This window comes from Micromonospora sp. CA-244673, from assembly GCF_050948395.1.
Taxonomy (GTDB): domain Bacteria; phylum Actinomycetota; class Actinomycetes; order Mycobacteriales; family Micromonosporaceae; genus Micromonospora.
The window spans coordinates 635600-653245 of the sequence record NZ_CP192019.1; the positions used below are offsets into that span (position 1 = coordinate 635600).

The 17646-nt window shown below is 74.5% G+C and carries 18 protein-coding genes; 5 read left to right on the plus strand and 13 right to left on the minus strand.

Translation table 11 applies throughout. The features are described from left to right. Positions 1-3 precede the first annotated feature (3 nt). Genes ACQP12_RS03205 through ACQP12_RS03215 form a run of 3 tightly spaced genes read right to left on the minus strand, consistent with a single transcriptional unit; the run spans position 4 to position 2327 of the window. Positions 4-648 carry a hypothetical protein gene (locus tag ACQP12_RS03205; protein ID WP_357940624.1) on the minus strand — a complete coding sequence of 215 codons (645 nt, stop codon included), beginning with the start codon at positions 646-648 and terminating at the stop codon, positions 4-6. Positions 649-679: 31 nt separating this feature from the next. Beyond that, positions 680-1453 (minus strand): GNAT family N-acetyltransferase, encoded by a 774-nt coding sequence (locus tag ACQP12_RS03210; protein ID WP_433284890.1) that lies wholly within the window; start codon positions 1451-1453, stop codon positions 680-682. A gap of 49 nt (positions 1454-1502) precedes the next feature. Next, complete coding sequence (locus tag ACQP12_RS03215; RefSeq protein ID WP_357940628.1) at positions 1503-2327, minus strand: SDR family NAD(P)-dependent oxidoreductase; 825 nt, start codon at positions 2325-2327, stop codon at positions 1503-1505. A 126-nt stretch (positions 2328-2453) separates the two neighbouring features. On the opposite strand from ACQP12_RS03215, the gene ACQP12_RS03220 reads away from it, so the two are divergent. Beyond that, positions 2454-3410, plus strand: coding sequence for an HpcH/HpaI aldolase/citrate lyase family protein (locus ACQP12_RS03220; RefSeq protein WP_357940630.1), 957 nt, complete (start codon positions 2454-2456; stop codon positions 3408-3410). A gap of 55 nt (positions 3411-3465) precedes the next feature. Here ACQP12_RS03220 and ACQP12_RS03225 read toward each other — a convergent pair whose 3' ends face one another. Further along, positions 3466-4002: a DUF4190 domain-containing protein gene (locus tag ACQP12_RS03225; RefSeq protein ID WP_433284893.1), complete on the minus strand. Its 537-nt coding sequence runs from the start codon at positions 4000-4002 to the stop codon at positions 3466-3468. 114 nt (positions 4003-4116) lie between these two features. Here ACQP12_RS03225 and ACQP12_RS03230 point away from each other — a divergent pair, with 114 nt between their 5' ends. Next, positions 4117-5007 carry an SDR family NAD(P)-dependent oxidoreductase gene (locus tag ACQP12_RS03230; protein ID WP_433284894.1) on the plus strand — a complete coding sequence of 297 codons (891 nt, stop codon included), beginning with the start codon at positions 4117-4119 and terminating at the stop codon, positions 5005-5007. A gap of 3 nt (positions 5008-5010) precedes the next feature. On the opposite strand, the gene ACQP12_RS03235 is transcribed toward ACQP12_RS03230, so the two are convergent. Then, the gene (locus ACQP12_RS03235; RefSeq protein WP_433284896.1) at positions 5011-5442 is read right to left on the minus strand and encodes a DUF4190 domain-containing protein; all 432 of its coding nucleotides are present in this window, start codon (positions 5440-5442) and stop codon (positions 5011-5013) included. A gap of 182 nt (positions 5443-5624) precedes the next feature. Between ACQP12_RS03235 and ACQP12_RS03240 the strand changes: the two genes are divergently transcribed. Continuing rightward, positions 5625-6821 (plus strand): acyl-CoA dehydrogenase family protein, encoded by a 1197-nt coding sequence (locus ACQP12_RS03240; RefSeq protein ID WP_357940637.1) that lies wholly within the window; start codon positions 5625-5627, stop codon positions 6819-6821. 73 nt (positions 6822-6894) lie between these two features. Here the strand turns inward: ACQP12_RS03240 and ACQP12_RS03245 are convergent, their stop codons facing one another. Beyond that, positions 6895-7545, minus strand: a complete 651-nt coding sequence (locus ACQP12_RS03245) for a PH domain-containing protein (RefSeq protein ID WP_433284898.1) — start codon at positions 7543-7545, stop codon at positions 6895-6897. Positions 7546-7639: 94 nt separating this feature from the next. On the opposite strand from ACQP12_RS03245, the gene ACQP12_RS03250 reads away from it, so the two are divergent. Next, positions 7640-8248 (plus strand): TetR/AcrR family transcriptional regulator, encoded by a 609-nt coding sequence (locus tag ACQP12_RS03250; RefSeq protein ID WP_433284900.1) that lies wholly within the window; start codon positions 7640-7642, stop codon positions 8246-8248. On the opposite strand, the gene ACQP12_RS03255 is transcribed toward ACQP12_RS03250, so the two are convergent. Beyond that, positions 8245-8652, minus strand: coding sequence for a CoA-binding protein (locus ACQP12_RS03255; RefSeq protein WP_433284902.1), 408 nt, complete (start codon positions 8650-8652; stop codon positions 8245-8247). The two genes, ACQP12_RS03250 and ACQP12_RS03255, sit on opposite strands and share 4 nt — an antisense overlap. A gap of 352 nt (positions 8653-9004) precedes the next feature. Beyond that, on the minus strand, positions 9005-11053 hold the full coding sequence (locus tag ACQP12_RS03260; RefSeq protein WP_433284904.1) for an intein-containing Rv2578c family radical SAM protein: 2049 nt from the start codon (positions 11051-11053) through the stop codon (positions 9005-9007). A gap of 83 nt (positions 11054-11136) precedes the next feature. Here ACQP12_RS03260 and ACQP12_RS03265 point away from each other — a divergent pair, with 83 nt between their 5' ends. Beyond that, positions 11137-11517 (plus strand): thiol-disulfide oxidoreductase DCC family protein, encoded by a 381-nt coding sequence (locus ACQP12_RS03265; protein WP_357940649.1) that lies wholly within the window; start codon positions 11137-11139, stop codon positions 11515-11517. 16 nt (positions 11518-11533) lie between these two features. Here ACQP12_RS03265 and ACQP12_RS03270 read toward each other — a convergent pair whose 3' ends face one another. The 5 genes from ACQP12_RS03270 to ACQP12_RS03290 form a co-directional block, all read right to left on the minus strand. Further along, the gene (locus tag ACQP12_RS03270; protein ID WP_433284907.1) at positions 11534-12280 is read right to left on the minus strand and encodes a cellulose binding domain-containing protein; all 747 of its coding nucleotides are present in this window, start codon (positions 12278-12280) and stop codon (positions 11534-11536) included. A gap of 71 nt (positions 12281-12351) precedes the next feature. Further along, a complete protein-coding gene (locus ACQP12_RS03275) occupies positions 12352-12732 on the minus strand; it encodes a DUF742 domain-containing protein (RefSeq protein WP_357940653.1) in 381 nt (126 codons plus the stop codon). After that, positions 12710-13156: a roadblock/LC7 domain-containing protein gene (locus ACQP12_RS03280; RefSeq protein ID WP_433284909.1), complete on the minus strand. Its 447-nt coding sequence runs from the start codon at positions 13154-13156 to the stop codon at positions 12710-12712. The genes ACQP12_RS03275 and ACQP12_RS03280 overlap by 23 nt, the downstream gene beginning before the upstream one ends. Further along, positions 13153-15090, minus strand: coding sequence for a nitrate- and nitrite sensing domain-containing protein (locus ACQP12_RS03285; protein WP_433284911.1), 1938 nt, complete (start codon positions 15088-15090; stop codon positions 13153-13155). The genes ACQP12_RS03280 and ACQP12_RS03285 overlap by 4 nt, the downstream gene beginning before the upstream one ends. Continuing rightward, on the minus strand, positions 15087-17645 hold the full coding sequence (locus tag ACQP12_RS03290) for a LuxR C-terminal-related transcriptional regulator (RefSeq protein ID WP_433284913.1): 2559 nt from the start codon (positions 17643-17645) through the stop codon (positions 15087-15089). The genes ACQP12_RS03285 and ACQP12_RS03290 overlap by 4 nt, the downstream gene beginning before the upstream one ends. Position 17646: the final 1 nt, after the last annotated feature.

The following is a 17646-nucleotide window of genomic DNA, read 5'->3' on the forward strand; positions in this document are numbered from 1 at the left end:
GCGTCAGAGGTACGCCGCGAAGTGGTCGGCCACCAGCGCGGCGACCGTCTCCGCGTCCCGGCTCCCGTCCACCTCGACCACCCGGATCCCCAGGCCCCGGGCCTGGGCCACGGCGTCGGCCGCGACCAGTTCGTCGCGGGCGATCCGGTTGCGCCAGGCCCGTTCCGGGTCGCGCACCCCGGGGTGGCGCGCGGTCGCCCGGGGCAGCCGCGTCATCTGGTACGCGCGGAACTCCGGCGTCGGCACGAGCACCACCATCTGTCCGGTCGACTCGACGACCGGGGCGACCAGCTCCGGCCGCAGTCCCCAACCCTCGGCCACCACCCGGCGGCCGCTGACCAGCGCGCTGAGGTCGTCCAGCACCCAGGCGAACCGGCGTGGAAACGCGGCCAGTGTCTCGGCCGCCATCCGCTCCGGGTCGGGGTCCACCCAGACCGCGTCCGGCTCGGGACCGGCGGGCGGATCGCCGCGGCGGACCCGGTCGGCCACCCGCCGGTCCTCGTGGCCACGGGCGTCGTGCCGGTCGTAGAGGTACGCGGTCAGGCCGTGCCGCAACGCGAGGGTGACGGCGAGGGTCGTCTTGCCGGCCCACTGGGCGCCACCGATCCACAGGGCCCGGCGCGCGGTGGCGAGGGGATCGAAGTCCATGCCTCGACCCTGCGCGTGGTCGGCTGCAAGATCAAGTCTTGTTCCCGCCGGCCGACCGTGATGAGGTGAGGGGGAAGAGGGAAGTCGGGTCAGACGTCGTGGACGTCGAGGACCTGGGTGGTGGGGGCGGCGTCGCCGAGTGCGGCTCGCAGCGCGACCCGCTCGGGTCGACCAGGAAGGCGTCGTAGCCGGCCCGCGCCGCGAAGCGGATCACGTGCACCTCGGTCTTCCCGTCCCCGGTGCGCAGCCGGCGCTCCAGCCGCCCGCCGTGCCGCCCGAGCAGGGCGAGCACCGCGTCCTCGTACCGGCGGCCGGCCTCGGGGCCGGGGCTCAGGTCGACCAGGGCGACCACCCGGAGGACTCCGGCCGGGTCCGTGTCGAGCGGCTTCCAGAACTGGTGGTCGACGTGGCCGCCCGGGATGCCGTCCCGGATGCCGGTGTCGGTGTAGCCGTGGCGACGGTAGAAGTCCGGCGCCTGGAAGGAGAACGAGGCCACCGAGATCTCGGTGCAGCCGCGCCGCCGGGCCTCCTCCTCGGCGGCGCGCAGCAGCCGGCCGCCCCAACCCTCGTGGCGGCGGTCCGCCCGCACCCAGACGGTGTTGATCCCGGCCCGGCCGCCCCAGGTCCACCCGGTCAGCCCGGCCACCAGCTCGTCGCCGGCGTCGACCACGCGGACCGTCAGGTCGGCCTCGTCGGTGGCGCCGGTTTCGGCGTTGTTGAAGGCGGTCAGCTCCCGGTCGATCCGGGCGGCCAGCTCGGCGTCCGCGCCCCCGACGTGCAGGGTCGCTCCCTCGTGCTCGGTCATGCGGCGGAGTATGGCAGCGACCCGCCCGGTGGGGGCACCCGGAAACGGTTCAGGCGTCGATCCCGACGGCCTTGGCGCTGGCCGTCCAGAGCCGGGCGGCGAGCGCCGGGTCGGCCGCCTTGGGCAGCGGCCGGCGCAGCCGCCGGTCGGCGTAGTAGCCGCCGTCGACCAGCCGGGCCGGGTCCTGGTTGGCCAGCCAGACCAGGGTCTCCGCACCCCGCTCGGGGCTGCGGAACGGGAGCAGCCGCATGCCGAGGGCGACCAGCCGGCTCTCGTTGCCGAACCGGGTCCGCACCACGCCCGGGTGGAACGAGTGCGCCGGCACCCGCGGCCAGCGCCGGGCCGCCTCGGCGGTGAACAGGATGTTCGCCTGCTTGCTGGTGCCGTACGCGCGCATCGGCCGGTACCGGCGCAGCGCGGCGTTGAGGTCGTCGGGGTCAAGCGCGCCGCTGCGGTGCGCGCCCGAGGCGGTCACCACCATCCGGCCGACCCGGTCCCGCAGCAGGTTGCTGAGCAGGAACGGGGCGAGGTGGTTGGCCTGCATGCTCAGCTCGAAGCCGTCGACCGTGGTGATGGGCTGGAGCACGATCGCCCCGGCGTTGTTGGCCAGCACGTCGATCCGGTCGTACGCCGCGCGCAGCCGCTCCGCGAGCCCGCGCACGTCGTCCAGCACGGCGAAGTCCGCGCGGAACAGCTCGGGTTGCTCGCCGCAGCACTCGCGGACGCGTTCCCCGGCGGCGCGCAGCCGGGCCGGATCCCGGCCGACCAGTACCACGCGGTCGCCGCGTCGCGCCAGGTCGACCGCGGCGGCGAGGCCGATGCCCGAGCTGGCGCCGGTCACCACCACGGTCCGACGCTCAGTGAGATCTTCCACAGGTCCATTCACCCCGGTCACGGCACGAGGTTACCGTGGCGTCACAACGCCCTTTGGGATCGTTAAGTTCTCGTCTTTCACCTGGAGGCGTCGGCGTGCCCGCCGGACGCTGGAAGGAGCGCACCCATGGCCGCAGTCGGTCGCCCCCGCCGGTCCTGCCTCGCGGTACCCGGCTCCAGCGTCAAGATGCTCGGCAAGGCCCAGGGCCTGCCGGCCGACCAGGTCTTCCTCGACCTGGAGGACGCGGTCGCCCCGCTGGCGAAGCCGGACGCCCGCAAGAACATCGTCGCCGCCCTGAACGAGGGCGACTGGGCCGGCAAGACCCGCGTGGTCCGGGTGAACGACCTGACCACGCCGTGGACCTACCGGGACGTCATCGAGGTGGTCGAGGGCGCGGGGGCCAACCTGGACTGCATCATGCTGCCGAAGGTGCAGAACGCCGAGCAGGTGCACTGGCTGGACCTGCTGCTCACCCAGATCGAGAAGACCCTGGGCCTGGAGGTCGGCCGGATCGGCATCGAGGCGCAGATCGAGAACGCGGCCGGCCTGGTCAACGTCGACGCGATCGCCGCCGCCTCGCCCCGGGTCGAGACGATCATCTTCGGCCCGGCCGACTTCATGGCCTCGATCAACATGAAGTCGCTGGTGGTCGGCGCGCTGATCCCGGACTACCCGGGCGACCCCTACCACTACATCCTCATGCGGATCCTGATGGCCGCCCGGATGCACGACAAGCAGGCCATCGACGGCCCGTTCCTGCAGATCCGGGACACCGACGCGTTCCGCGAGGTGGCGAAGCGCTCGGCGGCGCTGGGCTTCGACGGCAAGTGGGTGCTGCACCCGGGCCAGATCGACGCGGCCAACGAGGTCTACTCCCCGGCCCAGGCCGACTACGACCACGCCGAGCTGATCCTCGACGCGTACGACTTCTACACCTCGGAGGCAGGCGGGAAGCTCGGCGCGGTGATGCTCGGCGACGAGATGATCGACGAGGCGTCCCGCAAGATGGCGCTGGTGATCGCGGCCAAGGGCCGGGCCGCCGGGATGAGCCGCACCACGTCGTTCACCCCGCCGTCGGAGTGACCGCGAGCCGTTGACCGCGACGGGCCGCCCCGGCGACCGGGGCGGCCCGTCCGCGTCAGTAGGTGCTGGAGCTGTCCGAGTTGATGGCAATGATGATCATCACGACGTAGAAGATGATCAGCAGCACCAGCAGGGCGGTGAGGATCCAGCCCACGATGATGGCCGCCTTCGCCATGCCCTCGCCCTGCTCGCCGGTCTGCCGGATCTGCTTCCGGGCGACGTGGCCCATGATCGCGCCGATCGGGGCGGTGATGCAGGAGGTGAAGCCGACCAGCGAGAGCACCAGCGCCACGATGGCCAGGGTGTTCGTCTTGCTGGACGGGGGCGCGTAGCCGGGGTACGCCGCCGGCGGGTAGCCGGCTGCCGCGTAGGGGTCGCCGGCCGGCGGGTAGCCGGGTGCGGCGTACGGATTGCCGGGCGGCGCGTAGCCGGGCGCGGCGTACGGGTCGGCGGGCGCGTACGGGTCCGCCGACGTCGGCTGGGTCGGGATGGGGTTGCCGGCCATCGGCATCGTCGGGTCGACCGGCGGGCTCGACTGTGGCCCGGCCGCCGACGGGTCGTGCCAACCACCGGGCGGTGGGGAATAGGTCATCAGATCATCTCCATGGACGTGGTGCGGTCAGGGTAGCCACCGGCGGGCAAGTCGCAGGGCCCCCTTTCCGGGTGCCGCGTTGCCCGGAACGTCCACAGCGGGCAGGATCGCGGCATGGCACTTGACGCGCGCGGTGGTCGGTCCCGACGGGACGTCAGCCGGCCGGGCCTGGTGCGCCGGCCCCGCGGCGGCACCCCGACGGGCTCCGCCGACCAGGACCAGCCGGCACCCCTGGAGGAGCCGACCACCATGCGCCTGGACGGCCGCGTCGCGCTGGTCACCGGCGCGGGCAGTCCGGACGGCATCGGGTACGCCACCGCGCGCCGCCTCGCCGACCTGGGCGCCCGGGTGGCGATCGTCTCCACCACCCGGCGGATCCACGATCGGGCCGGCGAGCTGGGCGTCACCGGCTTCGTCGCGGACCTCACCGACGAGTCCGAGGTGGGCGCGCTGGCCGACGCGGTGGCCGAGCAGCTCGGCGACGTCGAGGTGCTGGTCAACAACGCCGGCCTGGCCAGCCGGGCCAGCCCCGAGGTGCTGCGGCCGGTGGCCCAGCTGACCTACGACGAATGGCGCGGCGAGATCGACCGCAACCTGACCACGGCGTTCCTGTGCAGCCGCGCGTTCATCAGCGGGATGGCCGAGCGGGGCTGGGGGCGGATCGTCAACCTGGCCGCCACCGCCGGGCCGGTCAACGCGCTGCCCACCGAGGCCGCCTACGCGGCGGCGAAGGCCGGCGTGGTCGGGCTGACCCGGGCGCTGGCCATGGAGATGATCGCCGACGGGGTGACCGTGAACGCGGTGGCGCCGGGCATCATCCACACCGCGGCGTCCACCATGGTCGAGATCAAGCAGGGCCTCGGCACCCCGGTCGGCCGCCCCGGCACGCCGGACGAGGTGGCCGCGGCGATCGCCTTCCTCTGCTCGCCGGCCGCCTCCTACATCACGGGGCAGATGCTGGTGGTCGACGGCGGCAACAGCGTGCGGGAGGCCGAGTTCCGCTGACGGTCAGTAGGTGCTGCCGTTGTCCGAGTTGGCCCAGATGGCCAGGCCGATCCAGCCGCAGCAGATCAGCAGGCCGAGCGCGGTGAAGACGTAGCTGAGGATCAGCCCCCAGGTGGCGAGCTGGTCGCCCTCCTCGCCGGTCCGCCGGATCTGCCGCTTGGCCAGGTGGCCGCAGACGATGCCGGCCGGGGCGAAGACGAAGGCGAAGACCAGCGACAGGATGGCGAGCACGTTCGGGCCGCCGCCGCGTGGCTGCGGGCCGGGGCCGGGCGGCCCGTACTGGCCGTACGGGGGTTGCGGGGCGTAGGGCGGTTGGGCTGCCCCGGGCGGCCGGTGCCCCCAGTGCGGCTGCTGCGGCTCCCCGTACGGCTGGCCGTAGGCCGGCGGCTCGTACGGCGACGGTGGCTGGTCCGGCTCACCGGGTGGTTGGCTCACGCCCTCCTCGCCCCCTCGCCTCGCAGGTCGACGGCCCTCTCTCTTGCGGACGCTACCCGCAGCGGTGAACCTTTTCACAGCGGTTGTGTGGACTGGTCACCTTGGCTCCGCCGGTCCCGGGGCCGATACTGACCCAGCGTTCAGTTACCCACGAGTAGTGCGCCGATCCCCCGGAGGCTGAGATGGCCCGACTCGCCCAGACGCCCGGCCTGACCGACGTGCAGCGGTCGATTCTGGAAACCGTCCGGGAGTTCGCCGACAAGGAGATCATCCCGCACGCCCAGCGGCTGGAGCACGCCGACGAGTACCCCACCGACATCCTCGACGGGATGCGCGAGATGGGGCTGTTCGGCCTCACCATCGACGAGGAGTTCGGCGGTCTCGGCGAGTCCCTGCTGACCTACGCCCTCGTGGTGGAGGAGCTGTCGCGGGGTTGGATGTCGATCTCCGGCATCGTGAACACCCACTTCATCGTGGCGTACCTGATCTCCCAGCACGGCTCGGCCGACCAGAAGGCCCGGCTGCTGCCCCGGATGGCCACCGGCGAGGTGCGCGGCGCCTTCTCCATGTCGGAGCCCGAGTGCGGCTCCGACGTCTCGGCGATCAAGTCCAGGGCGGTCCGCGACGGCGACAACTACGTGCTCAACGGCCAGAAGATGTGGCTGACCAACGGCGCGTACTCCTCGGTGGTCGCCACCCTGGTCAAGACCGACACCGGGGCCGACTCGGTCTACGGCAACATGAGCACGTTCCTGCTGGAGAAGGAGCCGGGCTTCGGCGAGACCGCCCCCGGCCTGACCATTCCCGGCAAGATCGACAAGATGGGCTACAAGGGCGTCGAGACCACCGAGATGGTGCTCGACGGCGTCACCGTCCCCGCGTCGGCGGTGCTCGGCGGCGAGGAGAAGGTGGGTCGCGGCTTCTACCAGATGATGGACGGCATCGAGGTCGGCCGGGTCAACGTGGCCGCCCGCGCCTGCGGCATCTCGATCCGCGCCTTCGAGTTGGCCGTCGCGTACGCCCAGCAGCGCCGCACCTTCGGCCAGCCCCTCGCGAAGCACCAGGCCGTCGCGTTCAAGCTCGCCGAGATGGGTACGAAGATCGAGGCGGCCCACGCCCTCATGGTCAACGCGGCCCGGCTCAAGGACGCCGGCCAGCGCAACGACGTCGAGGCCGGGATGGCCAAGCTGCTCGCCTCGGAATACTGCGCCGAGGTCGTCCAGGAAGCGTTCCGCATCCACGGCGGCTACGGCTACTCCAAGGAGTACGAGATCGAGCGGCTGATGCGGGAGGCCCCGTTCCTGCTGATCGGCGAGGGCACCTCGGAGATCCAGAAGACCATCATCAGCCGCGGCCTGCTGAAGGAGTACAAGCTCTGAGCCGTGCCGGCGCACCGCGTTGATCAAGAAGTTTGCGTCGGATCCGACCTTGCCGGTGACGCAGACCTCTTGATCAACGCGGCCGGGTGGTGGGGTTTGGCGTCGGTAGGTGTTGGCGGGCCAGCCTTACCAGCGCGCCGGGGTCGTCGGCGTAGAGCCGGATCTCGGTCGCCGGCTCGCTGGGGCCGCTCGGCAGCGGGACCGAGAGCGGGCGGTGCAGCACCAGGTCCACGCTGGTCTGCTTGCCGGTGACGATGTTGAGCACCGTCCCGGCCTCGGTCCGCTCCACCTGCACCGTGCGGCTCCCGGTCAGCGAGCGGTACCGGGCGTCGACCCGGGCCACCGCCTCCCAGGGCACGGTGAAGTCCACCGAGAAACCGTTGCGGACCCGCAGGCCGGCAGGGTGAGCGACGTGCGGGTGGATCTGGAGGGCGGCGTAGAGGCCGATCATCCACAGCACTCCCCAGATGCCGAGCCCGAGCGCGACCTCACGCGCCGCCTGCCAGGACATGGTGTGCCGGATGATCACGTCGAAGATCGGAATCTCGACGGCGGAGAGCGCGATGAAGGCGATCAGGATCGGCCTCACCGCACCGATATAGCCGAAGGCTCCGGCTTCCTCGGAAGGGGCGACGGGCCGGCGCAGGAGCCAGCGGAAGAGGCTCCGCCACATTCGCCACTCGTAGACGATCACCCGCCGTAGCAGGCCGAGTGCCTTCCTCATGTCGATCCCCCCTCCGATCGTTTTGCGATGCAGTCGCAACGTAAACGCTCGCGGGCGGCGTGTCAATGCGGTCGTATTGTGAAAGCATGGGGGAATGCCGAAGCGGGTCGACCACCGGGAGCGCCGGGCGCTGATCGCGGACGCGCTCATGCGGGTCGCGGCCGAGCAGGGCCTGGAAGCCGTGAGCCTCCGGCACGTGGCCGCCGCGGCCGGGGTCAGCGCCGGGATGGTGCAGCACTACTTCCGCACCCGCGACGAGATGATGACCTTCGCGCTCGCCGTGGTCCGGGACCGCAACGAGGCCCGGGTGACCCGGGCCCTCGGGGCGCTCGGCGCGACGCCGGCACCCCGCACGCTGCTGCGGACCATGCTGGCCGAGCTGCTGCCCCTCGACGAGGAGCGCCGCGCCGACGGCCGGGTCGCCCTCGCGTTCCTGGCCTACACCGCCGTGCGCCCCGCCGTCGCCGCCGCGCTGCACGACGAGACGGCAGCCCTCCTCGGTTTCATCGCCGGCCAGATCCGGGCCGGCGCCAACCCCGGGGTGGACCCCGAACGGGCCGCGGTCGGGTTGCTCGCCGTGATGGAAGGCCTCGGCATCTACCTGATCGGCGGGCACTACCCGCCGGAGACCGCGCTGGCCGCCCTCGACACCCAGCTCGACCTGCTGTTCGGCCCCGATCCTGATCGTGGGAGTGGGGACTAGCCGCGCCGGGTCAGGCCACCGGCGGCCCGCTCGATGATGAGGCAGCGGTCCTCCACGTAGTCGATCCCCGCCTCCTCGGCGATCCGCCGCGCCTCGTCGGAGAAGATCCCGAGCTGCAACCAGACCGCCGGCGCGCCGATCGCCACCGCCTGCCGGACCACCTCGACGGCGTCCCGGGCCGGGCGGAACACGTCCACCAGGTCGACCGGGTGCGGGATGTCGGCCAGCGACGGGTACGCCTTCTCGCCGAACAGCTCGTCCACAGTCGGGTTCACCGGGATGATCCGCCAGCCGTGCCGCTGCATCTCCAGCGGCACGCGGTGGGCGGCCTTGCCCGGGTCGCGGGACGCCCCCACGACGGCGATCACGGCGGAATCGGCGAGGATCTGCTGGGCGGAACGCATTCGCCGAGCCTAACCCGGCCGACCCTCGGCGACCCGACGGTGCCGCTCGTCAGGCGGTGCGCTGAGCAGCCGCGGTGGGGGCGTGCCGGAGTCGGGCGGTACTCCGCCGTGGTGCCGATGGCCGCCCGGTGCTGTGGGTGACTGGCGTAGTGCTGGATGGCGACGGCCAGGAGCGCCGGTGCGACGGTCAGCTCCCGGACCGCCACGAAGATGCCTGGTCGTAGTCCCCGGCCGACCCGGCGGATCAAGTCCGGCCGGACGACCGGCGGGCGCAGGTAGCGGCCGGCCACGCCCGGCCCGACCGGCAGTTCCGCGCCGAGCGCCTCCCACGGCGCATCGTAGGCGGTCGCGGCTACAGCAGGGAGAGCTGTTCGGCCGCCGGGGCGGCCGGTGCGGCGGGCAGCTGCCGGTTGTCGCCGGCCTCGCCCCGGTGCAGCCCGTGCCGGCGGGCCGCCATCCGCACCCGCGCGGTCACCTCCCGCTGGTAGGCCTGCGGCGCGTACGCCCCGGCCTGGTAGAGCTGCCGGTAGCGGGAGACCAGATGCGGGAACTCGCGGGCCAGCCAGCGCGCGTACCACTCGCGGGCGCCGGTGCGCAGGTGCAGCGGCAGCGGGGTGACGCTGGTGGCCCCGGACGCGGCGATCGCGGCCACCGTCGCGTCGATCGACTCGTCGCCGTCGCTGAGCCCCGGCAGGATCGGCGCCATGAGCACCCCGACGGAGAAACCGGCGTCGGTGAGCCGGCGTACGGCGTCGAGGCGGCGACGCGGGCTCGGCGTGCCCGGCTCGACCGCCCGCCACAGCGCCTCGTCGACGAACCCCACCGAGTAGGACAACCCGACCCGGGTCACCTCGGCCGCCTGGCGCAGCAGCGGCAGGTCCCGCAGCAGCAGCGTGCCCTTGGTCAGGATCGAGAACGGGTTGGCGAAGTCCCGCAGCGCCGCGAGGATCTGCGGCATGAGCTCGTAGCGGCCCTCGGCCCGCTGGTAGCAGTCCACGTTGGTACCCATGGCGATGTGCGCGCCGCGCCACTTCGGGGCGGCCAGCTCCCGGCGTACCAGCTCGCCCGCGTTGACCTTGACGATCACCTTCCGGTCGAAGTCCGCGCCGACGTCGAGGTCGAGGTAGGTGTGGGTGTTGCGGGCGAAGCAGTTGTGGCTGACCACCCCGTTGGCGATGAAGTCGCCCGTGCCGGTGGTGATGTCCCAGAGCGGAAGCTCCAGCCCGAGATCCTCGATGCTCGCCACCCGCAGCCGGGCCCGGCACTTGAGCGCCATGCCCTCGATCGAACGCTTGCGGGTGACCGCCGGGTCGGTCAGGTGGAAGAAGCGCAACCGCTCCGACAGGCCACCGGTCAGCCGGAGCTGGCGGGCCCGGTTGAGGTTGCCCGGGTCGTCGAGCACCCACCGGAAGCCGAACCGATCCAGGGCGGCGGCCGCCCGGCGCAGGCTCTCGTCGTCGCCCACGTTGATCCGGAACACGCCCCGCCGGCAACTGCCGACGGCGTCGAAGGTGCCGGCCAGGAAGCCCAGCCACCAGTCGTCGGTCGGCTCGTCCTCGGGACGGATCAGCCCGGCGACCGCGTCGGCGTCGCCGGGGCGGGCGGTGCGGATCGGGGTGGTCGACCGGCGGCCGGCCCGGACCGGCAGGCCGGACACCCGACCCGTGCCGATGCCGGCGTCGGCCAGGAACCGCTCCGCGCGCTCCAGCGCCTCCTCGTCGGCAGTGGCCAACCGGAAGCGGCTGCCCGGGTGGTCGGCGTCGCGCACCATGGCGCAGAGGTAGCCCCGCCGGTAGTCGGCCGAGCGCTTCGGGGCGGAGGCGAACGCGCCCGTGCCGAGCAGGCGGTTGCGGGTGGTCAGGTAGGGCCGCCGGCCGCCGCCCCGCATGCTGCCGGTCACGTGCTTCCAGCCGCGCTCGGTGAGGAACCGGTGGTCGCCGCTGGCGACCAGCGTGGTGCCGTCCTCCAGGGTCACCCGGTAGGCCCGCTTCACCGTCGACCACCTCGCGCGCACGGTGGTGACCACGTAGTGCCGGTAGGCGCCCCGCCGCTCGGTGCCGTAGATCCGGTCGCCGACCGCCAGCTCGCTGATCGGCTTCGTGCGGCCGTCGGCCATCAGGATCGGCGTGTCACCCGCCAAGCAGTAGACGCAGGCATGGGAGCAGCCCCGATAGGGGTTGATCGTCCACTCGAACGGGACGCGGGACTGGCCCGGCACCCGGTTGATGATCGACTTGGCCCGCACCTCGTAGAAGGTCATGCCGGCGAAGCCGGGGGTGTCGAACGTGCGGGCGATCGCGCCGGGGAGCGCCAGCGGCAGGGGTGGAGCCGCCGGCGCTGCCCCGTCGGGAGTCCCCTCGTCCGGGGGAGCGGAGAGGTTGTCCCAGCGCATGTGCTCCATTCGAACACGCGTACGAACGAAGCGCAAGTGACCCGCCGGACACCGGCCACCGGAGTGGGACCCACGGGGTGCAGGATGGAGGCATGGAGACGTCGACCTTCGTCTACGACGGCGACTGCGCGTTCTGCACCAAGTGCGCGCGGATCATCGAGCGCTGGATCCCGACCCGGGCCCGGGTGCTGCCCTGGCAGTTCGCCGACCTCGACGCGCTCGGCCTGACCGTCGCCGAGTGCGACGAGGCGGTGCAGTGGGTTGGCGCGGACGGCGTACGCGCCGCGGGCCCGGACGCCATCGCCCGGCTGCTCGGCGACAGCAACCCGCTCTGGCGGACCGCCGGAGCCGGTCTCCGGTTCCCTCCGGTACGCGCCGCCGCCTGGCCGGCGTACCGCTGGGTGGCCCGCAACCGCCACCGCCTGCCGGGCGGCACCGCGGCCTGCGCGGTCCCGTCCGCCGGGCGCAACTGAGGCCCCGGCCCGCCGGTCAGCCGGGCAGCCCCGTGCAGGCGGCGCCGTCGATGGTGCACGCCGTGGGCGTGGCGCTGATCGCCGCGCCGCTCACCCGGAACGTGACCCGGACCGTGCCGTGGCCCGGCACCCGGCCGGCGTCCCCCTCCGGCACGAAGGTCCACGTCGCGCCGTCCCGGCTGGCCCGGGCCCCGGTGACCGAGGTGACCCGGAGCGACTCGCGGGGCAGCACGACGACAAGGGTCCAGGCCGGCGCCGGCGCCGGGCCCGGGTTGTCGATCGTCACCGCGGCGCCGTAGCTCAGCAGGGCGTTCTCCTCGACGGCGAAGGCGGCGCCCAGCGGGACGGGTGGGGGCGGCGCCGGGGTGGTCGCCGTCGACGCGCCGGTCGAGGGCAGCGCGGCCGGTGGGGCGGGCGCCGCGGGAGCGGCCGTGGTCACGGGCGGTGTGGCCGTCCGGGCGGTGGCGTCGCTCGGCTCGGGCTGCTCCTCCGGCGTTCCGGTCGCCACGGGGTCGGTCGCCGGCACGCTGCCGGCCGGCCCGACGGCCACCGGGGTCAGTCGCTCCGGCGTGCGCAGCACCGTGACGATCGAGTACGCCGTCGCGAGCAGCACCCCCAGCGAGGCGGCGATCGCCACGTACGCGAGCCGCGAGCCGTCCCGCCGGCCGACGACGGCGCGGCGCACGGCCCCCACCGCGGCGACGAGCCCGTCCAACAGGATGATCGGCAGGGTCCGCCGTGGCGGGGACGGTGGTGCCGGCACTGGGCCTTTCCCCCTTCAGGTCGTCCATCGGGCCGGAGTACGCGGTTCCCGGTTCCGGCGGTCACCACTCGTCACAGCGTGCGAAGGCCGTCGAGCAGCGCCTCAAGCAGTTCCCTCGTCGGCGCCCCGGACAGTGCCGGTGGTTCGTGCGTCTCGATCAGGCCGGCCTCCAGCAGATCGCCGAGCAGCACCCGGACGGTACCCAACGGCAACTCCAGGTCGGCAGCGACCTCCGCCACCGACAGTGGACGGTGGCACCGCTCGACTATCCGGGCCTGTTCGGGAAACAGCTGCGCGGACGTCGGCGCCACCCCCCGGGCCACCACGAGGGAGATCAGGTCGAGCTGGCCGTGGTCGGACGTGATCCGGCCGCGCGTCACCGTATACGGCCGGGCCACCGGCCCGGCGTCCTCGTCGTACCACGCCTCGTCATGGTCTCCAGTGGTGCGCACCGCTGATCCCGCCTGTCACCGTCCGGGCCGGTTCGAGGAAGACGGGCAGGGCCCGCTCGGCCTGCGCCGCGAACAGCGCCACCTCGTACGCCATGTCGCCGACGTCGGCGTCGCCGCCCATCCGGACGGTGAGGATCGCTCCGCCCCGGGTGGTGGCGACGAACACGAACGAGCGCGACATCTGCACGACGACCTGCCGCAGCCCGCCGGTGACACACACCCGCCCGGCAGCCTGTCCCAATGCATACAGCCCGCTGACCAGGCTGGAGACCTGCTCCGCGACGTGGTCCTCGACGTGCCGGGACCGGCCGAGCAGCAGCCCGTCGGGGGAGAGGACCACGGCGACCTCGGCCCCGGGGACCCGGTCGACCAGGCCGTCCAGGGCGGCGGCCAGGCTGTCGGTGGCGACCGCTGAATGTGTCATCTGGGTCCTCTCCCGCTGTTGCGGAGCGTTGTCTCGAGGGTGTCGGGGACGGTGGCGTCGGGTGCGGGCCGGACCGCCCCGGACTGGCGGATCCGCGTGGGCAGCGCGCCGCCGGGGACCGTCGCGGCCGGCGGGGGCGTGGCCGGGGCCGGTCCGGCCACGGATGCGGTTCCGGTGACCAGGCCGTGGGGCAGCAGCACGACGGCGGCGGTCCCGCCGCGCGGGCCGGGACGCAGCGACACCCGGGCACCGCAGCGGGCCGCGAGCAGGGCGGCGACGTGCAGTCCGGCGCGGCCGGCGGGCGGGCTGTCCGGCGGCGGACGGTCCAGGAGTTCGTTCGCCTCGGCCAGCGCGGCGGCGTCCAGGCCGGGCCCGTCGTCGAGGACCACCACGGCGCAGCCCTGCGGCCCCGGCTCGCCGGCGACCCGGACGGTGGTGTGCTCCGGCGAACAGGCCAGCCCGTTCTCGATCAGCTCGGCCAGCAGGTGGACGACGTCGGTGACCGCGGAGCCGGCGAGCGTCCACGGCCAGTGCGGCGCGACCAGGACCCGCTGGTAGTCCGGCACCTCGGCGACCGCCCCGCGTACCACGTCGAGCAGCGGCACCGGCCGCCGCCAGCGGCGGGCCGGCGTCGCACCGGCGAGGATCACCAGCTTCTCCACGTTGCGCCGGATCCGGGTGGCGAGGTGGTCGAGCCGGAACAGGTCGGCCGTCTCCTCCGCCGTCCGCTCCCGCCGCTCCATGGCGCCCAGCAGGTCGAGCTGCTCGCGCAGGAGGGCCTGGTTGCGCCGGGTCAGCCGCAGGAACAGCTCGCCGGAGGCGGCCACCGTCGGTGTGGAACCGCCGTCGTCGCCGGTCCGGCGGGCGACGTGGCCCGGGGCGCCCGCCCGGGGAACGGTCTCCGAGCGGTCCGGCCCGTCGGTCAGGCGGCGGACCGTGCGGGACCAGCCGACCAGCACGACGAGCACGGCGATGAGTCCGAGCCCCACCACCACGCCGGTCCGGGTGACCACCAGCGCGGCGGCCGGCGCGGCCCGCTCGACGCTGCCGCGGGCCGTGGTGGTCACCAGGTCCCGCAGCCCGCTCAGGGCCGGGTCGGCGGCCTGCCGCCAGCTCCGCGCGCTGATCCCGGTCGTGCCGCCGGTGTCCGCCGACCGCAGCAGCCGGTCCTCCAGCCGCAGCAGGCCGGCGAACCGGGGGCCCTCCACCAGCCGCTGGTGCTGGTCCCGTGCGCCGGCCGGCAGCGCGGCGGCGGCCGCCGTCCGGGCGTACCGCTGGACGGTCACGAGCTCGGCCAGGTGGCGCCGGTCGTCGTCGCCGACCCCGCCGGCGGTCAGGACGGCGGTCACCAGGGTGTCCTCGCGGGCGAGCAGCTCGCGGGCCCGGGCCAGCGCGACGACGGCGCGGGTCTCGGCGGCCAGCTCGTCCTCGCGCCCGCCCCACTCCGGGCCGTACACCGCGAAGGCGGCGTCGACAAGCCGGTCGTACGCGGCGACCGCGCTGGGCCGGTCGAGCCGGCCGCCGTCCACCTCGGACCGGAGCGTGGCCAGCCCGGTCAACTGCCGGACCAGCTCGTCGGCCCGGTCCCGCACCGCTCCCGCCGTGAGCAGGCGCGGGTCGTGGCCCTCGGTGAACGCGCGCACCGGGGCGACGGCGCCGTCCGTCCGGTCCCGCGCCCCGTCCAGGGCGTCCCGTGCCCGTCCGGCACCGGCGATCGTCTCGGCGGTCAGCCGGCGTTCGAGCTGAAGGTTGAGGATCAGCAGGTCGGTGGGCTGGCCGAGGGTGTCCGCCAGGGCCCGGACCCGCACGAGGTCGGCGGCGTCCCGGCCGGTCAGCACCGCCGCGTACGCCCAGAGGGTCAGCAGCACGGCGGCCAGCGCGCCGAGCTTCAGGCGTGTCCGTCGGTCACCGGTCCGCCCCGCCGGCCGGCTCACCGTGGGTCCCGTTCCGGCCACGGCTGCCGGCCGGCGCTCGACCGGTCCGCCACGACGGTGCGCAGGAGGGCCAGCAGCTCCGCCCGGTTGGCGCAGTCGAGCCGGGACCGCATCCGTGCCACGTGGTGCTCCACCGTCTTCGCCGAGATGAAGAGCCGGTCCCCGATCTCCCGGTAGGTCAACCCGGCCAGCACCAGCTCGGCCACCTCGTGCTCCCGGTCGCTGAGCCGGTACCGGGTGGGACCGGTGGCGGCGTCGGTCACCGGCGCGGAGCCGTCACCCGCGGCGTCGGTGCGGGCGGGCGGCCGGGCCTGGAGCACCCGGGCGCACTCCAGCAGGGTGGTCATCGCACGCCGGTCCGAGGTGCGGATGGCGGCCTGCCCGGCGAGGCGGGCGGCGTCCCAGCACAGCCCGGCGTCGTGCAGCCCACGGGCGGCGGCCTCCACCCGGACCGGGTCCACGACGCCGCGCAGCACCTCGACCCAGACCGTGGCGGCTCCGGCGGCCACGGCGGCGTAGCGGCTGTGGTCGGCGGCGGCGAGCAGGGCGGCGACGTGCGCGTCGGCGACCGCCGGCTCCTCGGTGAGGATAGCGGCGTGCAGCCCGGTCCAGTGCAGCGGCGCGCTCCACAGCACCGGGCCGCCGAGCCGGTCCAGCAGCAGCCACGCCTCCCGCAGGTGGGGCTTCAGCCGGGCCAGGTCGCCCAGCCGGGCGCCGGCCACCGCGAGCTCGCCCAGCGGCAGCAGCGTGAACAGGTCCACCGGGTGCCGGACCACGGCCTCCAGCGCCGGGCCCCAACCGCGTTGCAGCCCCGCGACATCGCTGTTGCGCCGCGCGATGCCGAGGTGCAGCGCACTGGCCAGGAGCAGGTCGCGCGACTCCAGCGGCCGGCCGCCGGCGGTCACCGCGGCGAGGTGGTCGGCCGCGGCGGCGGTCTGGCCGCGGACCATCAGGATCCAGGCCTGCAGCAACCGGTGGCGGCGGGCCATCAGCGGGCCACCGATGCCGGTCGCCACGGCCCGCTCCAGCACGCCCTCGGCGATGTCCAGCTCGGCACAGTGGACGGCCGTCAACGCGGCGAGCGCGGCCGGGCTGTCCGGCAGGAGCACCCGCCGCCCGTCGGGCTCCAGCAGTGCGGTCGCCTGCACCAGCCGGGACAGGGCGCTGGTCGGCGGGGCGGTGATGCTCTCGCGTACCCCCTCGGCCATGAGCCGCGCGGCGCTGGCGTGCAGGGTCGGCGGCGCCCCGGCCGGATCGTCGGGAAGGTCGACCCCCGCGACCGGGCGGCCCAGGGCGAGCGCTCCGACGGCGGCGAACGCCGCGGACGGGGCGAGGCCGGACCACCGGTACAGCTCGACGCTGCGCTCCACCTGGCCCCGGTGCGCCAGCGCCGTCGCGGCCACCGTGGCCGCCTCCGCCCGCACGGGCGGCGGGGCCGTCGCGAGCAGGCGGTTCGCCAGCCGCAGCGCGTCCTCCAGGTCGCCGGCGAGCGCCGCCGCGACGGCCTGGCGGGCGCCGGCCGGCAGCCCTCGCGCGGCGGCCGCGGCGAACAGCTCGGCGGAGAGGGCCGGCTCACCGCCCAGCGCCTCCTCGGCCGCGGCCTCCAGGGCCGCCGCCGGGCAGTCGTCGAGGGCGCCGGCCGTGCGCAGCGACCGGACCAGCGGGAGCACCGCCGCACCACGACTCAGCTGCCCCTCGGTGAGGCGGCGCCAGATGGCGGTGCGTTCGGTGGCCGGGCTGAGCGCGACGACCGCCCGCCGCACGATCGGCGCGAGCCGGCCGTCGGCGCCGAGCAGGCCGGCCGCCCTGGTGTACGCCACCAGGTCGTCCACCGCGGCCGGCTCCCGGTCGAGCAGGGGGCCGAGCAGGTCCACGGGCAGCGGCAACCCGGCGGCGACGGCCAGCAGCAACCGCCGGACGTCCTGCGGCAGCTCCTCCAGGTCCGGCCCGAACGCGAGGACGGCCGGCCGCGGGGGCTCGGTCGGCAGGGCGTTCTGGTTCGCCGACCCGCGCAGCCCGACGGCCAGCCGCTCGACGTCCCGCGGCACCCCGCCGGTCTGCGCGTGCACGAACGCGGCCAGCTCGCCTGCCCGGCCGAGGTCGGGTACGCCGGCGAGGTAGTCGCGGGTCTGCTCGGCGGTGAACGGGTCGAGCACGACCTGCCGGCCGTCCCGCTTCAGCGCCTCGGCCAGCCCGGCCAGCGGCGCGGGCCGGGGCCACGGGCGGTAACCGATCAGCAGCCGGTGCCGGCCGCCGGTCACCAGCCGGCGCAGCGTTTCGAGCCGCGCGTCGTCCAGCAGGTGCGCGTCGTCGACCAGCAGCACGGCCCCGGGGTCAAGCGGGACGTCCGGGCTCGGGGCGCCCTCCCGCACCGTGCCACCCGCGTCCCGGTAAGTCCGCGCCAGCTCCCGGAGCAGGGCCGTCTTTCCGTGGCCGCCGGGGCCCGTCACGCCGACGGCGAGGGGGCGCCCGGGGTCCGCCACGACCGCCCCGAGCAGGGCGGTCGGCCCGGTGCCCAGCACGAGCCGGGCGTCGGTGACGGTATTCATGATCATG